The following is a 19631-nucleotide window of genomic DNA, read 5'->3' as shown; positions in this document are numbered from 1 at the left end:
CATAGGGACTCGTGCCTGATCTGCCAAAGGATCCTGCGACCTGTTGTGCGAGGCATCCAACGCGTCTTGGCATCCCCCTACTAGTGTGGAATCCGTGACGGACACCCCTGACCTTTCTACGACCGCCGGCAAAATCGCCGATCTCCGCGCGCGCTACAGCGACGCGGTGCTCGACGCCGAGAAAAAGGCGAAGGAGAAGCAGCACGCCAAGGGCAAGATGACCGCCCGCGAGCGCATTGAACTCCTCGTCGATGCTGGCAGCTTCGTCGAATTCGACGAGTACGTGCGCCACCGCAGCACCGCCTTCGGCATGGACCGCAACCGCCCTTACGGCGACTCGGTCGTCACCGGCTTCGGCACCATCCACGGCCGCACCGTGGCTGTGTATTCGCAGGACTTCACCACGTTCGGCGGCTCGCTCGGCGAAGTATCGGGCGACAAGATCATCAAGATCATGGAATACGCCCTCACCGGCGGGATGCCCATCATCGGCATCCTCGACTCCGGCGGCGCCCGCATCCAGGAAGGCGTGCTCGCCCTCAGCAAGTACGGCGAGATCTTCCGGCTGAACACCCGCTCGTCCGGCGTCATCCCACAGATCTCGATCATCATGGGCCCCGCAGCCGGCGGCGCGGTTTACGGCCCCGCGCTCACCGACTTCGTCATCATGGTCGACAAGACCAGCCAGATGTTCGTCACCGGCCCCGACGTCATCAAGACCGTCACCGGCGAAGACGTCGGCATGGAAGAGCTCGGCGGCGCGTACACGCACAACACCCGCTCCGGCGTCGCGCACTACCTCGCCGAGGACGAAGACGACGCCCTCGACTACGCGCGCACTCTCCTCGGGTTCCTCCCCGACAACAACATGGCCGAGATCCCTACGTACGAGAGCGCCTTCGAGTTCGAGACGACGGATGCCGATCGCACACTGAACACAATCATCCCCGACTCAGCGAACCAGCCCTACGACATCCACACCGTCATCGACCACGTGATCGACGACGACTTCCTCGAGGTTCAGCCGCTGTTCGCTCCGAACATCGTCATCGGCTTCGGTCGGATCGAAGGTCGCTCGGTCGGCATCATCGCCAACCAGCCCTCTCAGATGGCGGGCACATTGAACATCGAAGCCGGTGAAAAAGCCAGCCGCTTCGTGCGCTTCTGCGACGCCTTCTCGGTTCCGATCGTCACCCTCGTCGACGTTCCCGGCTACCTGCCCGGCACCGACCAGGAATGGACCGGCGTCATCCGCCGCGGCGCGAAGCTCATCTATGCCTACGCCGAAGCCACCGTTCCGATGGTCACAGTGATCCTGCGCAAGGCATACGGAGGCGCGTACATCGTGATGGGCTCCAAGCAGCTCGGAGCCGACGTCAACCTCGCCTGGCCGACCGCCGAGATCGCCGTCATGGGCGGCCAGGGCGCCGTCAACATCCTCTACCGCGGCGAAATCAAGAAGGCGGAAGAAGCAGGCGAAGACGTCGCGGCTGTCCGCACCCGCCTCGCCAACGAGTACACCTACAGCGTCACCTCACCGTTCCTTGCCGCAGAGCGTGGCGAGATCGACGGCGTCATCGAACCCGCGAACACTCGAGTCTCGATTGCCAAGGCATTGCGATCCCTCCGCGGCAAGCGCAGCGAGCTGCCCCCGAAGAAGCACGGGAACATTCCGCTGTGACAGATCCCGACGCCAGCCTCAACCGGGCAGCAGACCTCCGCTTCGTCCGCGGCACCGCAAACGAAGAAGAACTTGCCGCGCTCATCGCCGTCGTCACCGACGCATACGAGCGAGAGGCCGCGGGTGCTGTCGCCGAAGAATCGTCCGTGTCAGCATGGCAGCGCACCCAGCGTTCGCTGCGCGCGCCGCTGCACCGCGATATTCCGTGGGGCCGATTCTCGGGCTGAACCAGCTCAGGCGCGCAAGGCCGGATTCGCGAAGCGCAATGTCACCAACTGGAACGGGCGCAGCGTCAGCTCCACCCGACCGCCGGCTGCCGCAGTCACCGCCGCAGCATCCACCTCACGCTCCAACAGATCCGTCTCACTCACACTGTCGAACTCGAAAGCCGTCGTCAGCGTCGCCGAGGCACGCCCACCGTGTGCCTCATACAGTCGCACGATCACGTCCCCGCTGCGGTCCTCCGCAAGCTTCACTGCCTCCACCACTACGGCATCTGAGGACACCGCACCCGACGACACCGCGACCAATGAAGCCGCAGGCCTCGCGCCCGCGAGAGCGCGCGTCGGCATATTGAGCCGATACCCCTCGCGCACGGCATCCGCGATCTCGGCATCCGGTCGAATGCTCACCCGGAACGTGTGCTCGCCCTGATCTGCCTCTGGATCGGGATACAACGGCGCCCGCAACAATGACAGCCGAACGTTCGTGATCGTGCCGCCGCCTGAACGCGGCGCACGCGTGATGTCGTGCCCATAGGTGGAATCATTCGCGACAGCTACGCCGAAACCGTTCTCACCGACATGCACCCAGCGATGCGCAACTGTCTCGAACCGCGCCATATCCCACGAAGTGTTCGCGTGCGTGGGCCTCTGCACATGCCCGAACTGGATCTCCGAGCTCGCACGATCGGCATGCACATCCAGGGGGAACGCGAGCTTGAGCAGCTTCTGTCGCTCATGCCAATCCACCGTCGTCTCGATCTCCAGCGATTGAGAATTCACCGCCAGAGTCAACGTCTGCGTGATCCGCGTAGCCCCCCGGCTGCGGATCACGCAGACAACCGCCGCAGTCGGATGCGGAACCTGATCGATCGACACCACATCAGTCAGGTCGACGACGTGACGACGATAGTGCTCATCGATGTCCCAGGCATCCCACTGGGTAGGCGTATCGCGATGCAACTGCAGGAGATTTCCCCGCTCTCCCGGCGCAATCGTTTCGCGCCCCGTCGCGCGGACGATGAGTGACGTTAAAAGACCCGACTCGTCGATGCGCACGGCAAGGTGCTCATTCGACAGGTCGAATCCGCCCATCGTCCGCACGACTGTTGCGGGTGGCTCCTCGACGCGTGGTGCGATAGCGATCCCCATCGCCGTCGCTCCCTCCCGCGCATAGGGTCCCGCGTTCGCAACGAGCTCCGTCGTACCTTCTCCGACGACGGCCCCCAGAGCCTGCGCGATTATGCGCTCCGTCGAGGTCAAGACCTCGGCGTAGCGACGTTCTGCTTCCCGGTGCACCCAGCCGATAGATGTGCCAGGAAGAATGTCATGGAACTGCTGCAGCAGCACGGTCTCCCACAGGCCGTCCAACTCGTCATAGGGATACTCTGCACCGCGCAAGGCCGCAGCCGTCGCCCACAGTTCCGCCTCGCGCAGGGCATGCTCACTGCGGCGATTGCCGCGCTTCGTGCGCGCCTGCGACGTGTACGTGCCGCGGTGGAATTCGAGGTACATCTCCCCCGACCACACCGGCGGATTCGGATACTCTGCCTCTGCCGCCTCAAAGAACTGCACCGGGCTCGACAACGTGACCGTCGGCGAACCTTCCAACGACCGCAGCCGCGCCGCAGCGGCCACCATCTCCCGATTCGGACCACCGCCACCATCGCCATATCCGAACGGCACCAGCGACGTGTTGGCGAGCCCCTTCTCGTTGTACTGACGCTCAGCCCGGGCAAGCTCTGCCCCGGTCAGCTGTGCGTTGTACGTGTCCACCGGAGGAAAATGCGTGAAGATGCGCGATCCGTCGATGCCCTCCCACTGAAAGGTGTGATGCGGCATGACGTTCGTCTCATTCCACGACATCTTCTGCGTCAGCATCCACCGAGAACCCGCCGCGCGTGCAATCTGCGGCAGCGCTGCGGAGTACCCGAACGAATCCGGCAGCCAGACATCCAACGGCTCGACCCCGAATTCCTCCATGAAGAATCGCTTGCCCCGCACGAATTGACGCGCCAGCGCCTCGCCACCCGGCATATTCGTATCGGATTCGACCCACATGCCCCCGGCAGGGACGAAACGACCGGAGGCGACGGCATCGCGCAATCGTGAGAACAGCTCTGGTTGGAACCGCTTCATCCAGGCGTACTGCTGCGCCGAGGAAGCCGCGAAAGTGAAGTCAGTCTCCTGCTGCAGCGACAGCACGTTCGAGAACGTTCGCGCGACTTTGCGCTGGGTCTCGCGCACGGGCCACAGCCACGCCGAGTCGATGTGTGCATGCCCAATGGCGTGCAGACGGTGTGCCGATGCGGATGCAGGCCGCGCGAGCACCTCGGTCAGCTCCGCCCGCGCGTTCGCCGCCGTTCCAGCGATGTCGTCTGGATCGGCAGCATCGACCATGTGCTCCAGAGCCCGCAGGATCTCTGCCCGACGCGGTGTGTCAGAAAGCTCAGCCATCAGTTGCAACAGCACCGTCGCATCCTGCAACAGCTCCCACACGACGACATCGCGCACCGCGATATCCGCCTGCCGGAAGACGTACAGCAGATCGTCTCCTGCCGTCTCCAGGTCTCCCAGCGGCGTCGGCCGGAAGTCGCGGAAACCGTCTGCCACGTCCGGGTTCGCTGCAGCTTCCAGATAGAGCTCGAACTGGTCGCCGGCGTTGCCCTCCAGCGGCACGTAGGAATTGCGCGGTTCAACCGCCTTCACGATCGAACCGTCCAGTCGATAGACGGTGCCTTCGGCTTGAAAGCCGGGTTCCGCGGCGTTGAAGCCGAGGTCGAAAAGCAGCTCAGTTCCCGGTGTGCCCGGTACCGTTCCTGTCACTCTCAGCCACGTCGTTCCCCATGGGCGCCCCCAGCGCGTCCCGACGACGAATGGTTCATAAACCTGCCCGACAGCTTCAGCGAACGGCACCGGCTCCCCCGGCACGTCCCAACTCGCCAAGGTCAGCGGCGCGAGATCCACATACACATTCGGCCGCAGTCGCTCATCAACGAAACGACGAACTCGAGCTTCGATGAGCGAGGATGTGTCATGCATTCGGCAGCAGACTCCAAGACGAGGGGTTGAGAGATAGTAAATCGATTAGATTTACTCTTGTCAAGGGGTGGATGCCAAACGCTGGCCAGATCCGCGTCCTCAGTGGCCTAAGAAAAGTGTGGATGCGCGAGGCGACAGCACCTCGTCGAGCACCACACAGCCGGCGCCCACCGCGACGACATCGTCACCGACGATCGTGCCGAACACAGGCAGATGGCGAACCGCACGCGTGGCGCTGTGTCGATCGAGCAGCCCGGGCAAGCGTCGCAGATACAGCTCTTCAACGCGCGACCAGAATGGCCCGCCCAGCACGACGCGATCGACGTCGAGCATGTTCGTCAGACTCGAAATCAACACCGACAGGTGCTGCGCTGCCTGATCAAGCACGGTGGCCGCCTCAGCATCCCCCGCGGCGACGCGCGCGCACAGTTCGGTGAATCGCTCGTCTACCGACCCGGCATCGCTGCTCACACGATCATCCGCGAGTATGCCAGCACTCTCGGCGCGCTCCACGATCGCCTGAGGCGTGCACACGACCTCGACGCAGCCGCGCTGTCCGCATGCGCAGAGCGGACCATCCGGGTCGACGATGATGTGGCCGACTTCACCGACGTTGCGCGAGGAGCCATGCACGACCTCGCCGTCGAGCACGAGCGCAGTGCCGATTCCGATACCGAGGTAGACGAACAGAAACGAGCCGTCCGTCGGATTGACTCCCGTCCACAGCTCGGCGACCGCAGCCGCAGTTGTGTCCTTCTCCAAAGTGACGGGAAACCCGGTCTCCTCAGCAAGAGCGTCACGCAGCGGCACGCGGTGCCAGGTATTGAGCTTGGGCGGATCGATCACGGTGCCCCGAGCTGAATCCAGCGGCCCCGGTGTCGCGACGCCGATCCCCGCGATGCGCTCACGTTCGACCCCGGAGCGGACGATCAATTCGTCGACTGTCTTGGCCATCGCCTTGATGATTCGCCGCGGATCGTTCGCGGGGGTACGCCTCTTGGTGCGTTCGATCACCGAGCCGGCAAGGTCCAGCAGCACGAACGTCATGACCGCCGGATCAAGATGCACACCGATCGATAGCCTGCTGTTGGCATTCAGCCGCAACGTCGTGCGCGGCTTTCCTGGACCAGTGATGGTTCGACCGGCCTCTTCGATGATCCCGTCGTCCAGCAGCCTGCGGGTGATGTTCGTCACCGTCTGCGCCGAAAGTCCGGTCGCATCCACCAGTTCGATCCGACTCAGACCCTCGCCTGATCGTCGGATGGTTTCCAGGATGACGGACTGATTGAAGTCGCCCATCTTCGGAAGATTTGTTCCACGGCGCCGTACACTCACGGCTCCATCATGTCCCATGGGAACGGATTCTTGTCCCCCAAAGTACCTACAGACAAGTTCCTTGCGTTCCCGCAGACTTGAATCGACGCTTCGCGTTCGTTCGGTCTCTCTGCCCCAGGGTAGGCAGACGTAGATCGACCACCGCGGTCAGTTTTCGGGTAACTGCACCGCAACTGGCGAGGGGCTGGCGGAAACGCCGCCCCTCGCCCATCTCAATCACGCGCCCATCAATCGCTGTCTGGCGCAGCATCCTCGTGCTCCCGGGGAATCTCGTGCCAGAGGCCGACAGAATCCTCATCCGAGGAACCGCCCGCTCCAGAGCGCCCCACAACCGTGACCGCCGTGTGCGAATCGCGCGCCGCGCGGATGATCACTCGACCAGTGTCGGCTCGAGTGAGAACATCGGCTAGCTCGTCACGAATCTCCGCACGACGTTGCTCATCCAGCTCGTCCAGCCCGCCCTCGTCGAACACCGTCACGGCAGCTCCTCGCAGCCGAGCAGCCTGGATCGCGTCCCGAACAGCATCGTTCAGCAGGCTCGCGCCGCGAAGCTCATCGCGTAGCCGCCCCTCGGCGAGTCGCGCATCCAGCCGTTCTTCGTCGGTGAGATGCCCGCGCGACGCAACCGTGCGAGTGAGCACCGGTCCCGCCGTTCCGAGCGCGTACTGCACGCGAACCCGACGTTCTCGCTGCCTGACCAGTTGGGTCGCATGCCAGGCGGAGACCGCCTGCTGAATGTCGGCAAGATGCTCTGTGTCACGCACCGCACGATCCCAGAACAACACCAGCAGCTGCGCCACGAGGGTCCACATGATCGAGCCGACCAGCCCCAGCTCCAGCGCGACAAACACCCCGAGATGCACGGCGGATGAGATCGTCAGTGCCAGCAGCACCAGCCACCCCGCGAGGGCACGCCGCCTGACGATGCACACCACCGCTAGCAGCCCCAGCGCGCCGATGTACCAGGTCGCGAACGGCGCCGTCTTGTGAATCGGCAGCAGTGACACGCTCACCATCGTGGGGATGACAGCGCTCGTCACGACGGCGACCACTCCCCACCACAACGGCATCTGCATTCCGTTGGGGGCTTCCACGAGCACGGTCGCCATCATCACAATCAAATACAGCAGGATCGCGGCCACCATGATCAGCGGAGCCGTCGGCTGCACGATCCACCAGACAGCACGCGCCGCGAAATAGACCGCGAATCCGACCGCGAGCGCCGTGGCGATGCTGCGCACCGAGCGGTTCATGCCCGCTCCCATCCGAGCGCGACGGTGGTCCCTGCGGATCCGGCGACGATCGTCGCTGAGCCTGCCACTCCCGCCATTCGCGCAATGATGGAGGCCCTTATTCCGAGACGGTCCTCGCCGATGGCATCCACATCGAATCCGGGACCGGTGTCGACAACAGTGACGGAGACGTCCTCATCACCGTTTCCCTGGACAATGAGGTGAAGGCCACGGCCGTGCGCGTGAGTGACGGCATTGCCGATCGCCTGGCGCGCGGCAAGAACGAGCGCGCGTGCCACTCGTCCCGGAATCAATCCGGAGCTACCCCGCTCTTCGACGACGGCATCGGCGCCGATTTCAGAGAGTGCCCTGCGAAGCTCAATGACGATCTGTGCAGTGGCAACGGGCGCATCACTGCCCTCCTGATCCACACCTGCATCGGTGTTCGCAAGGCGCGTGAGCGCTTCTCGTGCCATTGAGACAGCCAGATCCCTCGCCCGGTCGGTGTCTGCGCGCTCCGCGGCGATCAGCGCCGCGAGCACACTGTCGTGCATCAGGGCGGCGATGGCCACGCGCTCCTCCTCTGCGGCTGCAGCGGCCGCCGCGGCCGCGTATGAGGCGACAGTCTGGCCGCGCGCTTCGTCAACGCCCGCTGCGACGGAGCGGAACATCCACCCGAGCGACACGATGACGATGCCGAGAATGATGGTGAACGACACATCAAAGGCAGTGCTGGTCCAGAATCTGCTCGTGAACTCGCCCTCCACGAGGCGAACGTAACCGTAGACGAGGGGGACTCCGAAGGCCCAAGCAAGCTGGACCTTCATCGGGAACGCGAGCATCGCAGCCACGACGCCGACGTTCACCAGGAAGAAGATCCATGGCTGGCTGGCAGCACTGTTGGTGTCCACGACCAGGGGCCATGCCGCGAGGGCGACCACGTAGACGATGGCGAAGCAGCCCGTCGCAACGCGCACTCCGCGAGCGGTCACACACGCGACCAGCATGGCCAGCAATGGCACGTAGACGACGAAGACGAGCGCGATGTAACCGGCCGATGCACCATGCGAGATGCCGCCGATGGCCACCAACAGCGCCTGGACACCCAAAAGAGTCGATCCGATGGCCACTACGGTGGCGAGGATGCGCTCCATCCGCTTGCCGGTGAATCGTTCGAACTCGGTCTCCGCTGTGCCCGGGGACGGAATCTGACTCCAGGCGTCACGAAGAGCGGTCTCAGTTGGCACTCGCGGCCCCATCGCCGGCGACGATGCCATCCTCCATCGCGCGACGAAGCAGATCGATCTTGGTTCGCGCGGGCCTGCCGACTTCGACGTACTTCACTCGCACACGAGTGATGTTCTCCTTGGCTGTGGAATATGCGACGCCCAGCCGCTCTGCGACGACCTTCAACGGAAGCCCGGCAGCGTACAGTCGCAGCACCTCGCGCTCACGAGTCGACAGCTGCGCATCGGCGAACTCCCGATCTCCCTCGACGGCGCTGGCCCACTCGACGTTGTTGAGAGCTTCACCGCGAGCGACTGTGCGGATGGCATCAAGCACGTCATCGAGGGCCGATGACTTGCTCACGATACCGACTGCCCCGGCGGCGAGCGCTTCACGCACGGCCGCAGGACGATCAGCAACACTGTGAATGACGACACTGGCACCGTCAGCTACCAGAGTGGCCACGTTCTCGGTCACGGTTGTGCCGTCACCGAGCGTGAGATCGAGAACAACCACATCGGCGGGAGCAGACCCGGTCGACCGCCGCCAACCGAGATACGACCCCACTGTGCTGCCGGAAAAGACGACGGACTGCGCCCCGTCCCGCTCGCACGCCAGTTCAAGCCCGAGGCGGACGGACTCGTGATCGTCGATGAGTGCGACCCTGCTCATGCACCCAGCCTATCGATTCGCTGAGTACCCACCGAGCGGGGCCAAGTACTCACCGTGTGAGGAGCGCGACAACCTCGAAGTGATGCGAGTGCGGGAACAGATCGAAAGCCTCAAGCGATTCCGTCTGCCAGCCGAGTGCACGGAATGTACCAAGGTCGCGTGCGAGCGCAACCGGGTCACACGCCACATAGACGATCGCATCAGGGTTCAGCGCGTGCACGCCTTCTACGACGGCGCGACCGGCGCCAGCGCGAGGCGGATCCAGAACGACCGCGCCGACGCGCTCATCCGCAGGGAAACCCTCAAGGTACTTGTCCACACGTGCCGTGACCGCATGGACGTCGAAAGCCTCGAGGTTCTGCTGCGCGAGCTCGGTGGCACGCTTGCTCGATTCCACTGTGACGATGTTGGTCGCGCCGAGTTCGCCCAACGAGGCACCGAACAAGCCGACGCCGCCGTACAGGTCGAGATGCGTTGCCTCAGGGTCGACCCGGCCGGCAAGCGCCGAACGCACGGCCGTGTCGAGAATGTCGGCCGCGCGGGGGTGCACCTGCCAGAAGCCATCGGCATCCACGTGGAATGTGCGCTCGCCTACCTGCTCACGGATGATCTGCGGGGCTGGGCGCTTGCCCTTCGCCGGACGACGGATGACATGCACCTGACCATCGCCAGACTCAACGAGATCGATGCGTCCGGGCTTCGCGTTTTTCTGCGAGAGCGCCTCGGCCGCGACGCGGCGACGCGCGAGCGGGTGTGACTGCACCGGGATCACTCGGTGGCTGCGTGCCGCATACGGACCGACGATGCCGTCATCATCGACGTGCAGTGACACGCGCGTGCGCCAGCCAGTGCCGTCTCCGTCGCCAACGGGCTTGATCTCTGGGGCCACGAGGCCTGCACCCGCAAACTTGTCGAGTGCTTCCTGCAGCACCTGGCGCTTCAGCGTGCGCTGGTGCGACAACTCAATGTGTCCGAGGTCGGCGCCGCCTGCTCGATCTGCCGGGTCACGCGATACATCGGCCTCCCGCCACACGTGCGGCTGGCGGTGCGGTGACGCTTCCAGCACCTCGACGGTCTCACCACGCCAGAACGATGACTTGGCAGCGTCAGTGATGCGCACGCGCACGCGCTCTCCCGGAATCGCGTCGGAAACGAATACGACACGCCCCTCATGACGGGCGATGAAAGTGCCACCGTGCGCGATGCCGGTGATGTCAAGGTCGAGCAGGTGGCCCGCAGAGGAAGTCATCCCTCCAGGATACGGTGGGCAGCATGCATGTTTGCCTGGCCTCGACCTCCCCCGCTCGCCTCATGCTGCTTCGCCAGGTCGGCATCGAGCCGATCACGCGTGCGCCGGAGACAGACGAGGATGCCGTGACCGCGCAAGCGGTAGCCGAACGCGGTGCTGACATACCGCCGGCAGAACTTGTGCTTTTGTTGGCGCGGGCCAAAGCTGCGGATGTCGCGCACCGACTCGCCGAGGAAGACCCATCGTTCGACGGCCTGGTGATCGGGGGCGACTCGATGTTCGCGCTCGGAGGCCGCGTCTACGGCAAACCGTACACGGCCGAGGAAGCCACCCGGCGGTGGCAGGAGATGCGGGGGAAGACCGGCATCCTGCACTCTGGCCACTCTGTGTTCCGGTTGACGCCCGGCAGCGCTCCCGCAGAGGCGACTGCGGTCGCCGAAGCAGCTGTCACCTTCGCTGACGTGACCGATGAGGAGATCGCCGCGTATGTCGCCACCGGGGAACCGTTGCACGTTGCCGGCGCCTTCACCGTCGACAGCCTTGGCGGTGCCTTCATCACGCGCGTCGACGGTGACCCATCCACCGTGGTCGGCATGTCACTCTCGACCATCCGCGCACTCGCCATCGAGCTCGGCGTCTCGTGGACAGATCTGTGGTCGTAGACATCCCGCCACGTTTTCACGAATTTCTTGTGGAGAGTTGTCAAAAGGATCGGGCTCGATCTCGCTAGGCTGGCACTCATGCCAATCGACAAGGTGCTCATCGCCAACCGCGGTGAGATCGCCGTACGCATTATCCGCGCCGCACGCGATTCCGGGATATCCTCGGTCGCCGTCTACGCAGACCAGGACCGTGATGCCCTGCACTCGCGGCTCGCAGACGAGGCCTACGCCCTGGACGGAGAGACGAGCGCCACCACCTACCTGCAGATCGACAAGATCCTCTCGATCGCTCGTCGAGCAGGCGCTGACGCCGTTCACCCCGGCTACGGCTTCCTCGCCGAGAACGCCGAGTTCGCGCGCGCTGTGATCGGCGCCGGCATGATCTGGATCGGCCCCTCCCCCGAAGCCATCGAGTCTCTCGGCGACAAGGTGACTGCCCGTCACGTCGCGGACAAGGTCGGTGCGCCGCTCGCGCCAGGAACACCCGGCCCGGTCGAGACTGCTGACGAGGTCATCGCTTTCGCGAAGGAGTTCGGCCTGCCGATCGCCATCAAGGCGGCATACGGCGGCGGCGGACGCGGACTCAAGGTCGCCCGCGAGTTGGACGAGGTCGCCGAGCTCTTCGAATCCGCCACCCGTGAGGCCGTCGCCGCATTCGGCCGCGGTGAGTGCTTCGTGGAGAAGTACCTTGACAAGCCGCGTCACGTCGAGACGCAGTGTTTGGCGGATGCCGAGGGCAATGTCGTCGTGATCTCCACACGTGACTGCTCGCTGCAGCGCCGTCACCAGAAGCTTGTTGAAGAGGCACCGGCGCCCTTCCTCACCGAAGAGCAGAATCGCCAGCTGTACGAATCATCGAAGGCCATCCTCCGAGAGGTCGGCTACGTCGGTGCTGGCACCTGCGAGTTCCTGATCGGCGCCGACGGCACCGTGTCCTTCCTCGAGGTGAACACGCGTCTGCAAGTCGAGCATCCGGTCTCAGAAGAGGTCACCGGCATCGACCTCGTACGCGAGCAGTTCCGCATCGCGGCCGGCGGCACCATCGACTATGACGACCCGATCCCGCAGGGACACTCCTTCGAGTTCCGGATCAACGGCGAGGACCCGGGCCGCGGGTTCCTCCCCCAGCCCGGCCCCATCCACGTCTTCAAGACGTTCGGCGGTCCCGGCATCCGTCTCGACTCGGGTGTAACCGCTGGCGACGCTGTCTCCGGTGCGTTCGACTCACTGCTGGCGAAGATCATCGTGACCGGACGCACCCGTGAGGAGGCGCTCGAACGCGCCCGACGCGCACTGGACGAGTTCGAGGTCGCAGGTCTGCCCACTGTTCTCCCGTTCCATCGCAAGGTCGTCCGCGACCCCGCCTTCACCGCGGAGAACGGTGAGTTCGGCATCTTCACACGCTGGATCGAGACCGAGTTCGACAACGACATCCCCGCCTGGGATGGCGAGATGGAAGAGTCTGCTGCCACTTCAAGCCGCCACACGGTCGTTGTCGAGGTCGCGGGCAAGCGCCTCGAGGTGAGCCTGCCCGACCGCGTCACTGTCGCCGCTGGCACCTCCGGTCGCCCCGCAGCTGTCCCCCCGTCTCGGCGCAGTCACACCATGTCGGCCTCGTCCGGCGCATCAGGTGATGCCGTCAAGTCGCCGATGCAGGCCACCGTCGTCAAGATCGCTGTCGAAGAGGGCCAAGAAGTCGTCAAGGGCGATCTGGTCATCGTTCTCGAGGCGATGAAGATGGAGCAGCCGCTACAAGCGCACAAGGACGGCGTGATCGGCAGCATCAACGCGGTAGCAGGCGGCACGGTGTCCTCCGGCCATCAGCTGCTGACGATCAACTGACCTGAGTCCAACGAGAAAGGCCCCGCCGCGGCGGGGCCTTTCTCGTATTCGCACCAGTTTGCCGTGCACCTGCCTCGGAGATGTGCGCCATCTTCGGATGAATTGCGCGAATCTCTCCGAAGAAGCTGCACATCTCCGAAGTTGGTGCACGCCGAGCTCACACCAACGAGGCGGCCTAGGAGATGTTCACCAGGTGCATCGCGCGGGATGCGTCCGTGATGCTGCTGGAGAGCGACGGGTACGCGGCGAAGACGCGCGACAACTGGTCCACCGTCAAGCGACGTTCGACAGCGACGGCGATCGGATAAATCAGCTCGGATGCCTTCGGCGCCACGATCACACCGCCGATCACCGTGCCTGAGCCCTTGCGGGCGATGATCTTCACGAAGCCGTCCTTGATGCCCATCATCTTCGCGCGCGGGTTCGCGGCGAGCGGCAGCTTGTAGACGAGACCGTCAGCCACACCATCCTCGACATCCTTCTCGCCCCAACCGACCGTCGCGATCTCGGGAGCGGTGAAGATGTTCGAGGTGATCTTGATCTTCTCCAGCGGGATGACGATGTCACCGAGCGCGTGAAACACCGCGGTGCGGCCCTGCATAGAGGCGACGGATGCCAGCGGGAAGAAGTTCGTGCAGTCGCCGACCGCGTAGATGTTCGGTACCGAGGTGCGCGCCACCTTGTTCACCCGCACATGGCCGGACTCCGCGAGTTCGATCCCGGCAGCTTCGAGTCCGATGTCAGCGGTGTTCGGAATCGAGCCGACCGCCATCAGGCAGTGGCTGCCCTCGACCGTTCGGCCGTCAGAGAGCGTCACCGTCACGCCGTCGCCATTGCGCTCGACCGTATCGGCACGACACTTCGACAGCACGGTCATGCCTCCGCGCTTGAAGACCTTTTCAAGCACGCGTGCGGCATCCTGGTCTTCGCCAGGAAGCACCTGCTCGCGGCTGGAGATGAGCGTCACCTTCGCCCCGAGGTTCATGTACGCCGAAGCGAACTCTGCACCCGTGACACCTGAGCCGACGACGATCAGGTGCTCGGGAAGCGCCTTCATGCCGTAGAGCTGCGTCCAGGTCAAAATGCGCTCACCGTCTGGCTTGGCGCTGTCCAGCTCACGCGGAGACGAACCGACTGAGACGACGATCGTGTCGGCCTCGATGCGGTCGAAGTCGGTGCCGCCTGGGCCCGTCGACACGATGATCGCGTTCGACCCCTCCAGACGGCCGTGCCCGGAGAGGATGCTCACGCCCGATTCCAGCAGCGTCGAGCGCATGTCTTCGGATTGCTGTCCGGCAAGCGCCAGCAGGCGCTTGTTGACCGCAGCGAGGTTGATCGCAATCTCCGGCTTCAACGGCTTGCCATTTCCACCCTTCGCGTAAAACTGCACCCCGAGGTCACTCGCCTCGGAAATCGCGACAGCAGCATCGGCTGTAGCGATGAGGCTCTTCGACGGCACGACGTCAGTGAGCACGGCAGATCCGCCTACTCCCACACGTTCGACGAGGGTCACCTCCGCGCCGAGCTGAGCCGCGGCTAGCGCCGCTTCATAACCGCCGGGGCCGCCACCGAGGACGGCGACGCGCTGAGTGCGCTCGAAAGGAGTGGAAGACATGTCTTCTATTCTTCCGCAATCTTCCGGACTCGCCGTCACCTTCCTTAGAGTGGAGCCATGACCGACTTTCACGACAACCCTCTCGACGCCCCGAACGCTGACCCGTTCGAGGTGGCAGCCCTCGCCGCCGCAGACATCGCGCGACTGAGCGGCGTCGAGAAGCATGACATCGCCCTTACGCTTGGCAGCGGCTGGGGCAAGGCCGCAGACCTCATCGGCGAGACCATTGCCACGATCCCTGCGACCGAGGTGACCGGCTTTTCGAAGCCCGCTCTGGAGGGCCACGTCGGCACGCTCCGCAGCGTCCGAACACCCGACGGCAAGAATGTTCTGGTGATCGGTGCACGCACCCACTACTACGAGGGCCACGGCGTCCGACGCGTCGTCCACAGTGTCCGCACCGCCGCCGCCACCGGAGCGAAGATCATGGTGCTCACCAACGGCGCCGGCGGCATCCGCGAAACCTGGACACCTGGCCAGCCCGTACTCATCAGCGACCACATCAACCTCACCGCAGACTCACCGCTCGAGGGTGCGAATTTCGTCGACCTGACCGACCTCTACTCGCAGCGTCTTCGTGTCATCGCATGCTCCGTGGATGCTTCTTTGGATGAGGGTATCTACACACAGTTCCGCGGGCCGCACTACGAGACGCCGGCTGAGGTGCAGATGGCCAAAAACATCGGCGGACACATCGTCGGCATGTCCACCGCGCTCGAGGCGATCGCCGCCCGGGAGTCCGGGATGGAGATCCTGGGCTTCTCCCTGATCACGAACCTCGCCGCCGGCATCCAGAAGACGCCACTCAGCCACACCGAGGTCATCGAAGCAGGCAAGGAAGCAGAGCCTGTGATCTCGGCGCTGCTCGCCCGTGTGATCGAGGCACTATGAGCGACATCGACGACCAGACCGCAGACCGCCTCGCACAGGCGCGTGCCTGGTTGCGTCAGGATCCGGATGCGGAAACGCGCGACGAACTGGCCGGCATCATCACCCGTGCCTCTGCCGGAGATGCGGCGGCGCGTGCCGACCTGGACGATCGCTTCGCCACGCGTCTCACCTTCGGCACTGCGGGGCTCCGCGGCGCGATCGGCGCCGGCAGCAACCGGATGAACCGTGTACTGATCGCACAGGCGGCGGCAGGCTTCGCTTCGTATCTCCTCTCTCATGCGAACGGCGCCACGCCTACTGTCGTCGTCGGCTACGACGGCCGCCGGAACTCCCGCCGGTTCGCGCTCGACTCCGCCGAGATCTTCGCGGGCGCTGGCCTGCGCGCGATCCTGCTGCCCCGCCTGCTGCCGACTCCCGTGCTCGCCTTCGCGGTACGTCATCTCCGTGCGGATGCCGGTGTCATGGTCACCGCAAGTCACAACCCGCCGAACGACAACGGCTACAAGGTCTACCTCGGTGGCGCAGAGAATGGCGCGCAGATCGTGTCACCCGGTGATGCAGAGATCGAGGCACACATCCAGCGGGTGGCGGATGCCGGAAGTGGGTCGTTGCTTCCCCGATCGATCGGGTACGAGGATGCAGGCGAGGACGTCGTTGAGGCGTACATCGCTGCGACCGCAGCGGTCGCTCCTGCACCGGCCGCAGCCCGGGATCTCACCTGGGTCTACACGGCCATGCACGGTGTCGGTTGGGAGACGTTCTCGCGGATCCTGCGCGCGGCGGGCTATCCCCATCCGAAGACCGTCGGCGAACAGCTGCATCCCGATCCGACATTCCGTACAGTCGCGTTCCCGAATCCGGAAGAACCCGGCGCGATGGATCTCGCGATCGCGGCGGCGCGCCGCACCAGGGCCGACTTCATCATCGCCAACGACCCGGACGCAGATCGTCTAGGCGTCGCGATCCCCGACAGGTCAGCGAACGGTGGCTGGCGCAGGCTCAGCGGCAACGAGGTCGGGCTGCTGCTCGGCGCTCGTGCGGCACGCGCCGCCGAGGGACAGCCCGGCGCATCCCTTGCCTGCTCGCTGGTCTCCTCCCCCGGGCTCGGTGCGATCGCCGCCCACCACGGGCTCGACTTCCACGAAACTCTCACCGGATTCAAGTGGATCTCGCGTGCACCCGGCGCGGTCTTCGGCTTCGAGGAAGCTCTCGGCTACCTCGTGAACCCCGACACTGTCCGGGACAAGGACGGCATCTCCGCAGCGATCGCTGTACTCGGCCTTGCGGCTGAGGCGCACGAGCGCGGCGAGACACTGGGCGACCTGCTGACCCAGCTCGGCGAGACATACGGACACTTCGCCAGCGGCCAAGTGTCGCTGCGGGTCGATGACCTTTCGATCATCGACAAGCTGATGCTGTCGCTGCGCACACTGCCACCTGCCCGAATCGGCGACGTCGCCATCAAGTCTGCGGAGGACCTACTCCAGGCACCCGCAGGCCAGCCAGCAGGCGATGTGCTGCGCTACCACCTCGATGGAGGGTCGCGGGTGATCGTTCGCCCCAGCGGCACCGAGCCGAAGCTCAAGGTGTACCTGGATACGCAGGGCGCATCAGATGACGAGGCGAAGGCCATCGTAACTGCCCTCGAGGCAGGCGTGCGGACCCTGTTGGAGGAGCGCTCCTGAGCGCCGGAGAGATGCCCACTCGACGTGTGAGAATCACCACTGCTCACGGAGCCCACGCTCGCCCCGTGGCTGAGCTTGCACGGCTGGCGCTCGAACATTCCGCCCCAGTGACGCTCACGACGCGGGACGGCGCCAGCGTCGACCTGTCCAGCGTGCTCGCCGTCATGGAACTCGGACTTGGGCACGGCGACGAGGTCGTGCTCGACACGACACCTTCTGCCGATGCTCTCGTAGTGCTCGACGCCATGGCCGCGGTACTGGATCCACAACGCTGAATTGGATCCGCAACACTGAATTGGACCCGAACGACTGAACTGATTCTGTGCGGCCGAGACGAAATCAGCCGTCGATGACAGCTACAAGCTCGTCGAGCAGCGCCTCGAACGTGGTGCCGCGGCGAACGATCCGCTGCACGCTGTCGCGCTCGCTGAATACTTCGACGAGCTGCTCGAAGACCGTCTGGAATGCCGTGCGATCGCTCTCGCTGAATGCGGCGAGCGCGACCACTTGCACGCGTCCCTCACCCCACGCGACTGACCCGTCGGCGACACCGATCGCGATAGCGGTGCGCTGAGCGGTCATCTGCAAGGCGTGCGGCACTGCCAGTGCATCAGTGAACGCCGTCGACGACATTCGTTCTCTGATGATCGTGTTCTCGACGTAGTCGTCGCCGATGAGCCCGGTACCTACGAGCAGCCCGCCCAGGCGGCGGATGATGGCCTCGTCGCCCTCATCTGGCAGCGGGCAGATGTAGGCATCCGCGACGAAATAACGTGACAGCTCTTCGCGCAGGCGCATCAGCCGTCGTCCCCGGCGCATCCGTGCCGCGGTCTGCGACACCCGCTCAACATCGGCGTCAGTGAGGAACGGTTGAATGCGCACGTAGCGCTCGCCACTCGTCCCAGGGTCGATCGTCGTGAGCACCAGATCGGTGTCGATGCTCGCCCAGTCCGGGTCGACGGTTGTCACGACGCTGGTGACTTCGACCGAGGAACCCAGCGACCTGTCGACACTCGAGCGCAGCAACTCATGCAGCTCGTAGTAGCCAGGGCAGACGATCGTCGCGGTGAGGATCGTTTCTGCCTTGCGGCTGCGTTCGAGCCTGCCGCCGATGTGCATGGCAATATATGCGATCTCATCGTCGTGGATCGGCGCACCCAGGCGGTCGTGCAGGCCGCTGGCGATCGACACTGCCACCTCGAAGATCATCGGATACGAAGACTTCAGCGAACGGGTCAGCGGATTACGGGTCCACGCCTGCTCCTGAGCCCGGCGCAGCAGGTTCTGCACGTGCAGTGCGAGTCGCAAGATGAAGGCCTCATCGACAAGATCGACCTGATAGTCAGCGGCGGCCTGCACGATCTCGGCGCGGACTGCGGCTTCGATGCCAGGATCGACACCGCTGCGCACCGCCTCGGATGCCGCGTTCTGCCCTGGCGCGATTGCTCGTGTCAGCACCAGCGTCGCCAGATGTGCGCTGTCTCCATCACCGAGAGCAACGCCGAAGTGCTCCCCCGCGAGTCGGCTGATCACTGCGCCGAGCTTAGGAATCTCCTCCCACGTGCCGGAGATCGGGGTTTCAAGCGCACGCCCGGCCGAGACGCGGTCTGCGGCGATCGCAATGTGCAGCAGCACGTCAGAGATCGCGAGTTCGTTGACGTAGTACCCGAGTTCGCCGAGTTCTCGTACCAGTGCGGTCTTGAAGGGGCCCACGGCGTGCGCGGCGACCGCCGTCCCAGTCAGTGCGCGCCGGATGCTTTCCGGATGGAATGATCCGGCATCCATCTCGTCATGGGCCAACCTGCTCAGCAGGCGCCGCTGCGCGACCTCGGTCCCCTGCAGGCGAACCACCTCACGGTCGCGTTCGATCCGCAGCTCAGCACCCAGCAAGCCCCGCACCCGAGCGAGATCCGATTCCACGGTCGCCTCGCTGACGTGCATCCGCTCTGCGGTGTCGTAGACGTCGATGCCGTCAGACGCGTCGAGCAGCATCCGCACCAGCGAGTGCAGTCGATCGCGTGGGGCGGATTCCCCCGTCATGCGCGTGCGCAGCGCCGCATGCGCCCCTGCACCGGCGCGGTAGCCGGCCGGACCGGATTCGACTGCGTCGCCGTCGGTCGTGCGCACGTTCAGCGCGGCAACATATGAGCGGATGCTACGCGGTGTCACACCGAGCACATCGGCGAGACTCGCTGCTGTCGCCCATTCGTCCTGACGAAGCAGAGCCTGCAGAAGCTGGTCTTGACGCTGTCGCGACATGATCCTCCCCAGAGCTCG

At 64.7% G+C, this 19631-nt stretch carries 15 protein-coding genes; 7 read left to right on the top strand and 8 right to left on the bottom strand.

Going from position 1 to position 19631, the window contains the following annotated elements:
- The first annotated feature begins 85 nt into the window (after positions 1-85).
- Together AC1C2Q_RS15170 and AC1C2Q_RS15165 are read left to right on the top strand one after the other, a co-directional pair.
- Positions 86-1681: an acyl-CoA carboxylase subunit beta gene (locus AC1C2Q_RS15170; RefSeq protein WP_495432072.1), complete on the top strand. Its 1596-nt coding sequence runs from the start codon at positions 86-88 to the stop codon at positions 1679-1681.
- Entirely contained in the window at positions 1678-1908 is a 231-nt protein-coding gene (locus AC1C2Q_RS15165) for an acyl-CoA carboxylase subunit epsilon (RefSeq protein ID WP_495450782.1), read from the top strand. The genes AC1C2Q_RS15170 and AC1C2Q_RS15165 overlap by 4 nt, the downstream gene beginning before the upstream one ends.
- Positions 1909-1914: 6 nt before the next feature.
- Here the strand turns inward: AC1C2Q_RS15165 and AC1C2Q_RS15160 are convergent, their stop codons facing one another.
- The 6 genes from AC1C2Q_RS15160 to AC1C2Q_RS15135 form a co-directional block, all read right to left on the bottom strand.
- Entirely contained in the window at positions 1915-4944 is a 3030-nt protein-coding gene (locus AC1C2Q_RS15160) for an alpha-mannosidase (protein WP_495450781.1), read from the bottom strand.
- A gap of 99 nt (positions 4945-5043) precedes the next feature.
- Entirely contained in the window at positions 5044-6243 is a 1200-nt protein-coding gene (locus tag AC1C2Q_RS15155) for an ROK family transcriptional regulator (protein WP_495432069.1), read from the bottom strand.
- 263 nt (positions 6244-6506) lie between these two features.
- The gene (locus tag AC1C2Q_RS15150) at positions 6507-7532 is read right to left on the bottom strand and encodes a hypothetical protein (RefSeq protein ID WP_495432068.1); all 1026 of its coding nucleotides are present in this window, start codon (positions 7530-7532) and stop codon (positions 6507-6509) included.
- Positions 7529-8758, bottom strand: a complete 1230-nt coding sequence (locus AC1C2Q_RS15145) for a sensor histidine kinase (protein ID WP_495450780.1) — start codon at positions 8756-8758, stop codon at positions 7529-7531. Before AC1C2Q_RS15145 ends, AC1C2Q_RS15150 begins: the two co-directional genes overlap by 4 nt.
- Positions 8748-9410, bottom strand: coding sequence for a response regulator transcription factor (locus AC1C2Q_RS15140; RefSeq protein WP_495432066.1), 663 nt, complete (start codon positions 9408-9410; stop codon positions 8748-8750). The genes AC1C2Q_RS15145 and AC1C2Q_RS15140 overlap by 11 nt, the downstream gene beginning before the upstream one ends.
- Positions 9411-9459: 49 nt before the next feature.
- Positions 9460-10659 (bottom strand): class I SAM-dependent RNA methyltransferase, encoded by a 1200-nt coding sequence (locus tag AC1C2Q_RS15135; RefSeq protein ID WP_495450779.1) that lies wholly within the window; start codon positions 10657-10659, stop codon positions 9460-9462.
- 23 nt (positions 10660-10682) lie between these two features.
- Here AC1C2Q_RS15135 and AC1C2Q_RS15130 point away from each other — a divergent pair, with 23 nt between their 5' ends.
- Positions 10683-11321 (top strand): Maf family protein, encoded by a 639-nt coding sequence (locus AC1C2Q_RS15130; protein ID WP_495450778.1) that lies wholly within the window; start codon positions 10683-10685, stop codon positions 11319-11321.
- 78 nt (positions 11322-11399) lie between these two features.
- Entirely contained in the window at positions 11400-13163 is a 1764-nt protein-coding gene (locus tag AC1C2Q_RS15125; RefSeq protein ID WP_495450777.1) for an acetyl/propionyl/methylcrotonyl-CoA carboxylase subunit alpha, read from the top strand.
- Between the two features lie 175 nt (positions 13164-13338).
- Here AC1C2Q_RS15125 and AC1C2Q_RS15120 read toward each other — a convergent pair whose 3' ends face one another.
- Entirely contained in the window at positions 13339-14778 is a 1440-nt protein-coding gene (locus AC1C2Q_RS15120; protein ID WP_495432062.1) for an NAD(P)H-quinone dehydrogenase, read from the bottom strand.
- A gap of 57 nt (positions 14779-14835) precedes the next feature.
- On the opposite strand from AC1C2Q_RS15120, the gene AC1C2Q_RS15115 reads away from it, so the two are divergent.
- The 3 genes from AC1C2Q_RS15115 to AC1C2Q_RS15105 are packed head-to-tail and all read left to right on the top strand — an operon-like array spanning position 14836 to position 17629.
- The gene (locus AC1C2Q_RS15115) at positions 14836-15669 is read left to right on the top strand and encodes a purine-nucleoside phosphorylase (protein ID WP_495450776.1); all 834 of its coding nucleotides are present in this window, start codon (positions 14836-14838) and stop codon (positions 15667-15669) included.
- Positions 15666-17354, top strand: coding sequence for a phospho-sugar mutase (locus AC1C2Q_RS15110; protein ID WP_495450775.1), 1689 nt, complete (start codon positions 15666-15668; stop codon positions 17352-17354). The genes AC1C2Q_RS15115 and AC1C2Q_RS15110 overlap by 4 nt, the downstream gene beginning before the upstream one ends.
- Before the next feature lie 11 nt (positions 17355-17365).
- Complete coding sequence (locus AC1C2Q_RS15105; protein WP_495432059.1) at positions 17366-17629, top strand: HPr family phosphocarrier protein; 264 nt, start codon at positions 17366-17368, stop codon at positions 17627-17629.
- A 64-nt stretch (positions 17630-17693) separates the two neighbouring features.
- Here the strand turns inward: AC1C2Q_RS15105 and AC1C2Q_RS15100 are convergent, their stop codons facing one another.
- Entirely contained in the window at positions 17694-19613 is a 1920-nt protein-coding gene (locus tag AC1C2Q_RS15100; protein WP_495450774.1) for a BglG family transcription antiterminator, read from the bottom strand.
- Between the last annotated feature and the right edge of the window lie 18 nt (positions 19614-19631).

The sequence above is a fragment of the Microbacterium sp. Y356 genome (assembly GCF_059445355.1).
The sequence above is the reverse complement of the archived record's forward strand: the minus strand, read 5'-3'. Positions and strand labels throughout refer to the sequence as shown.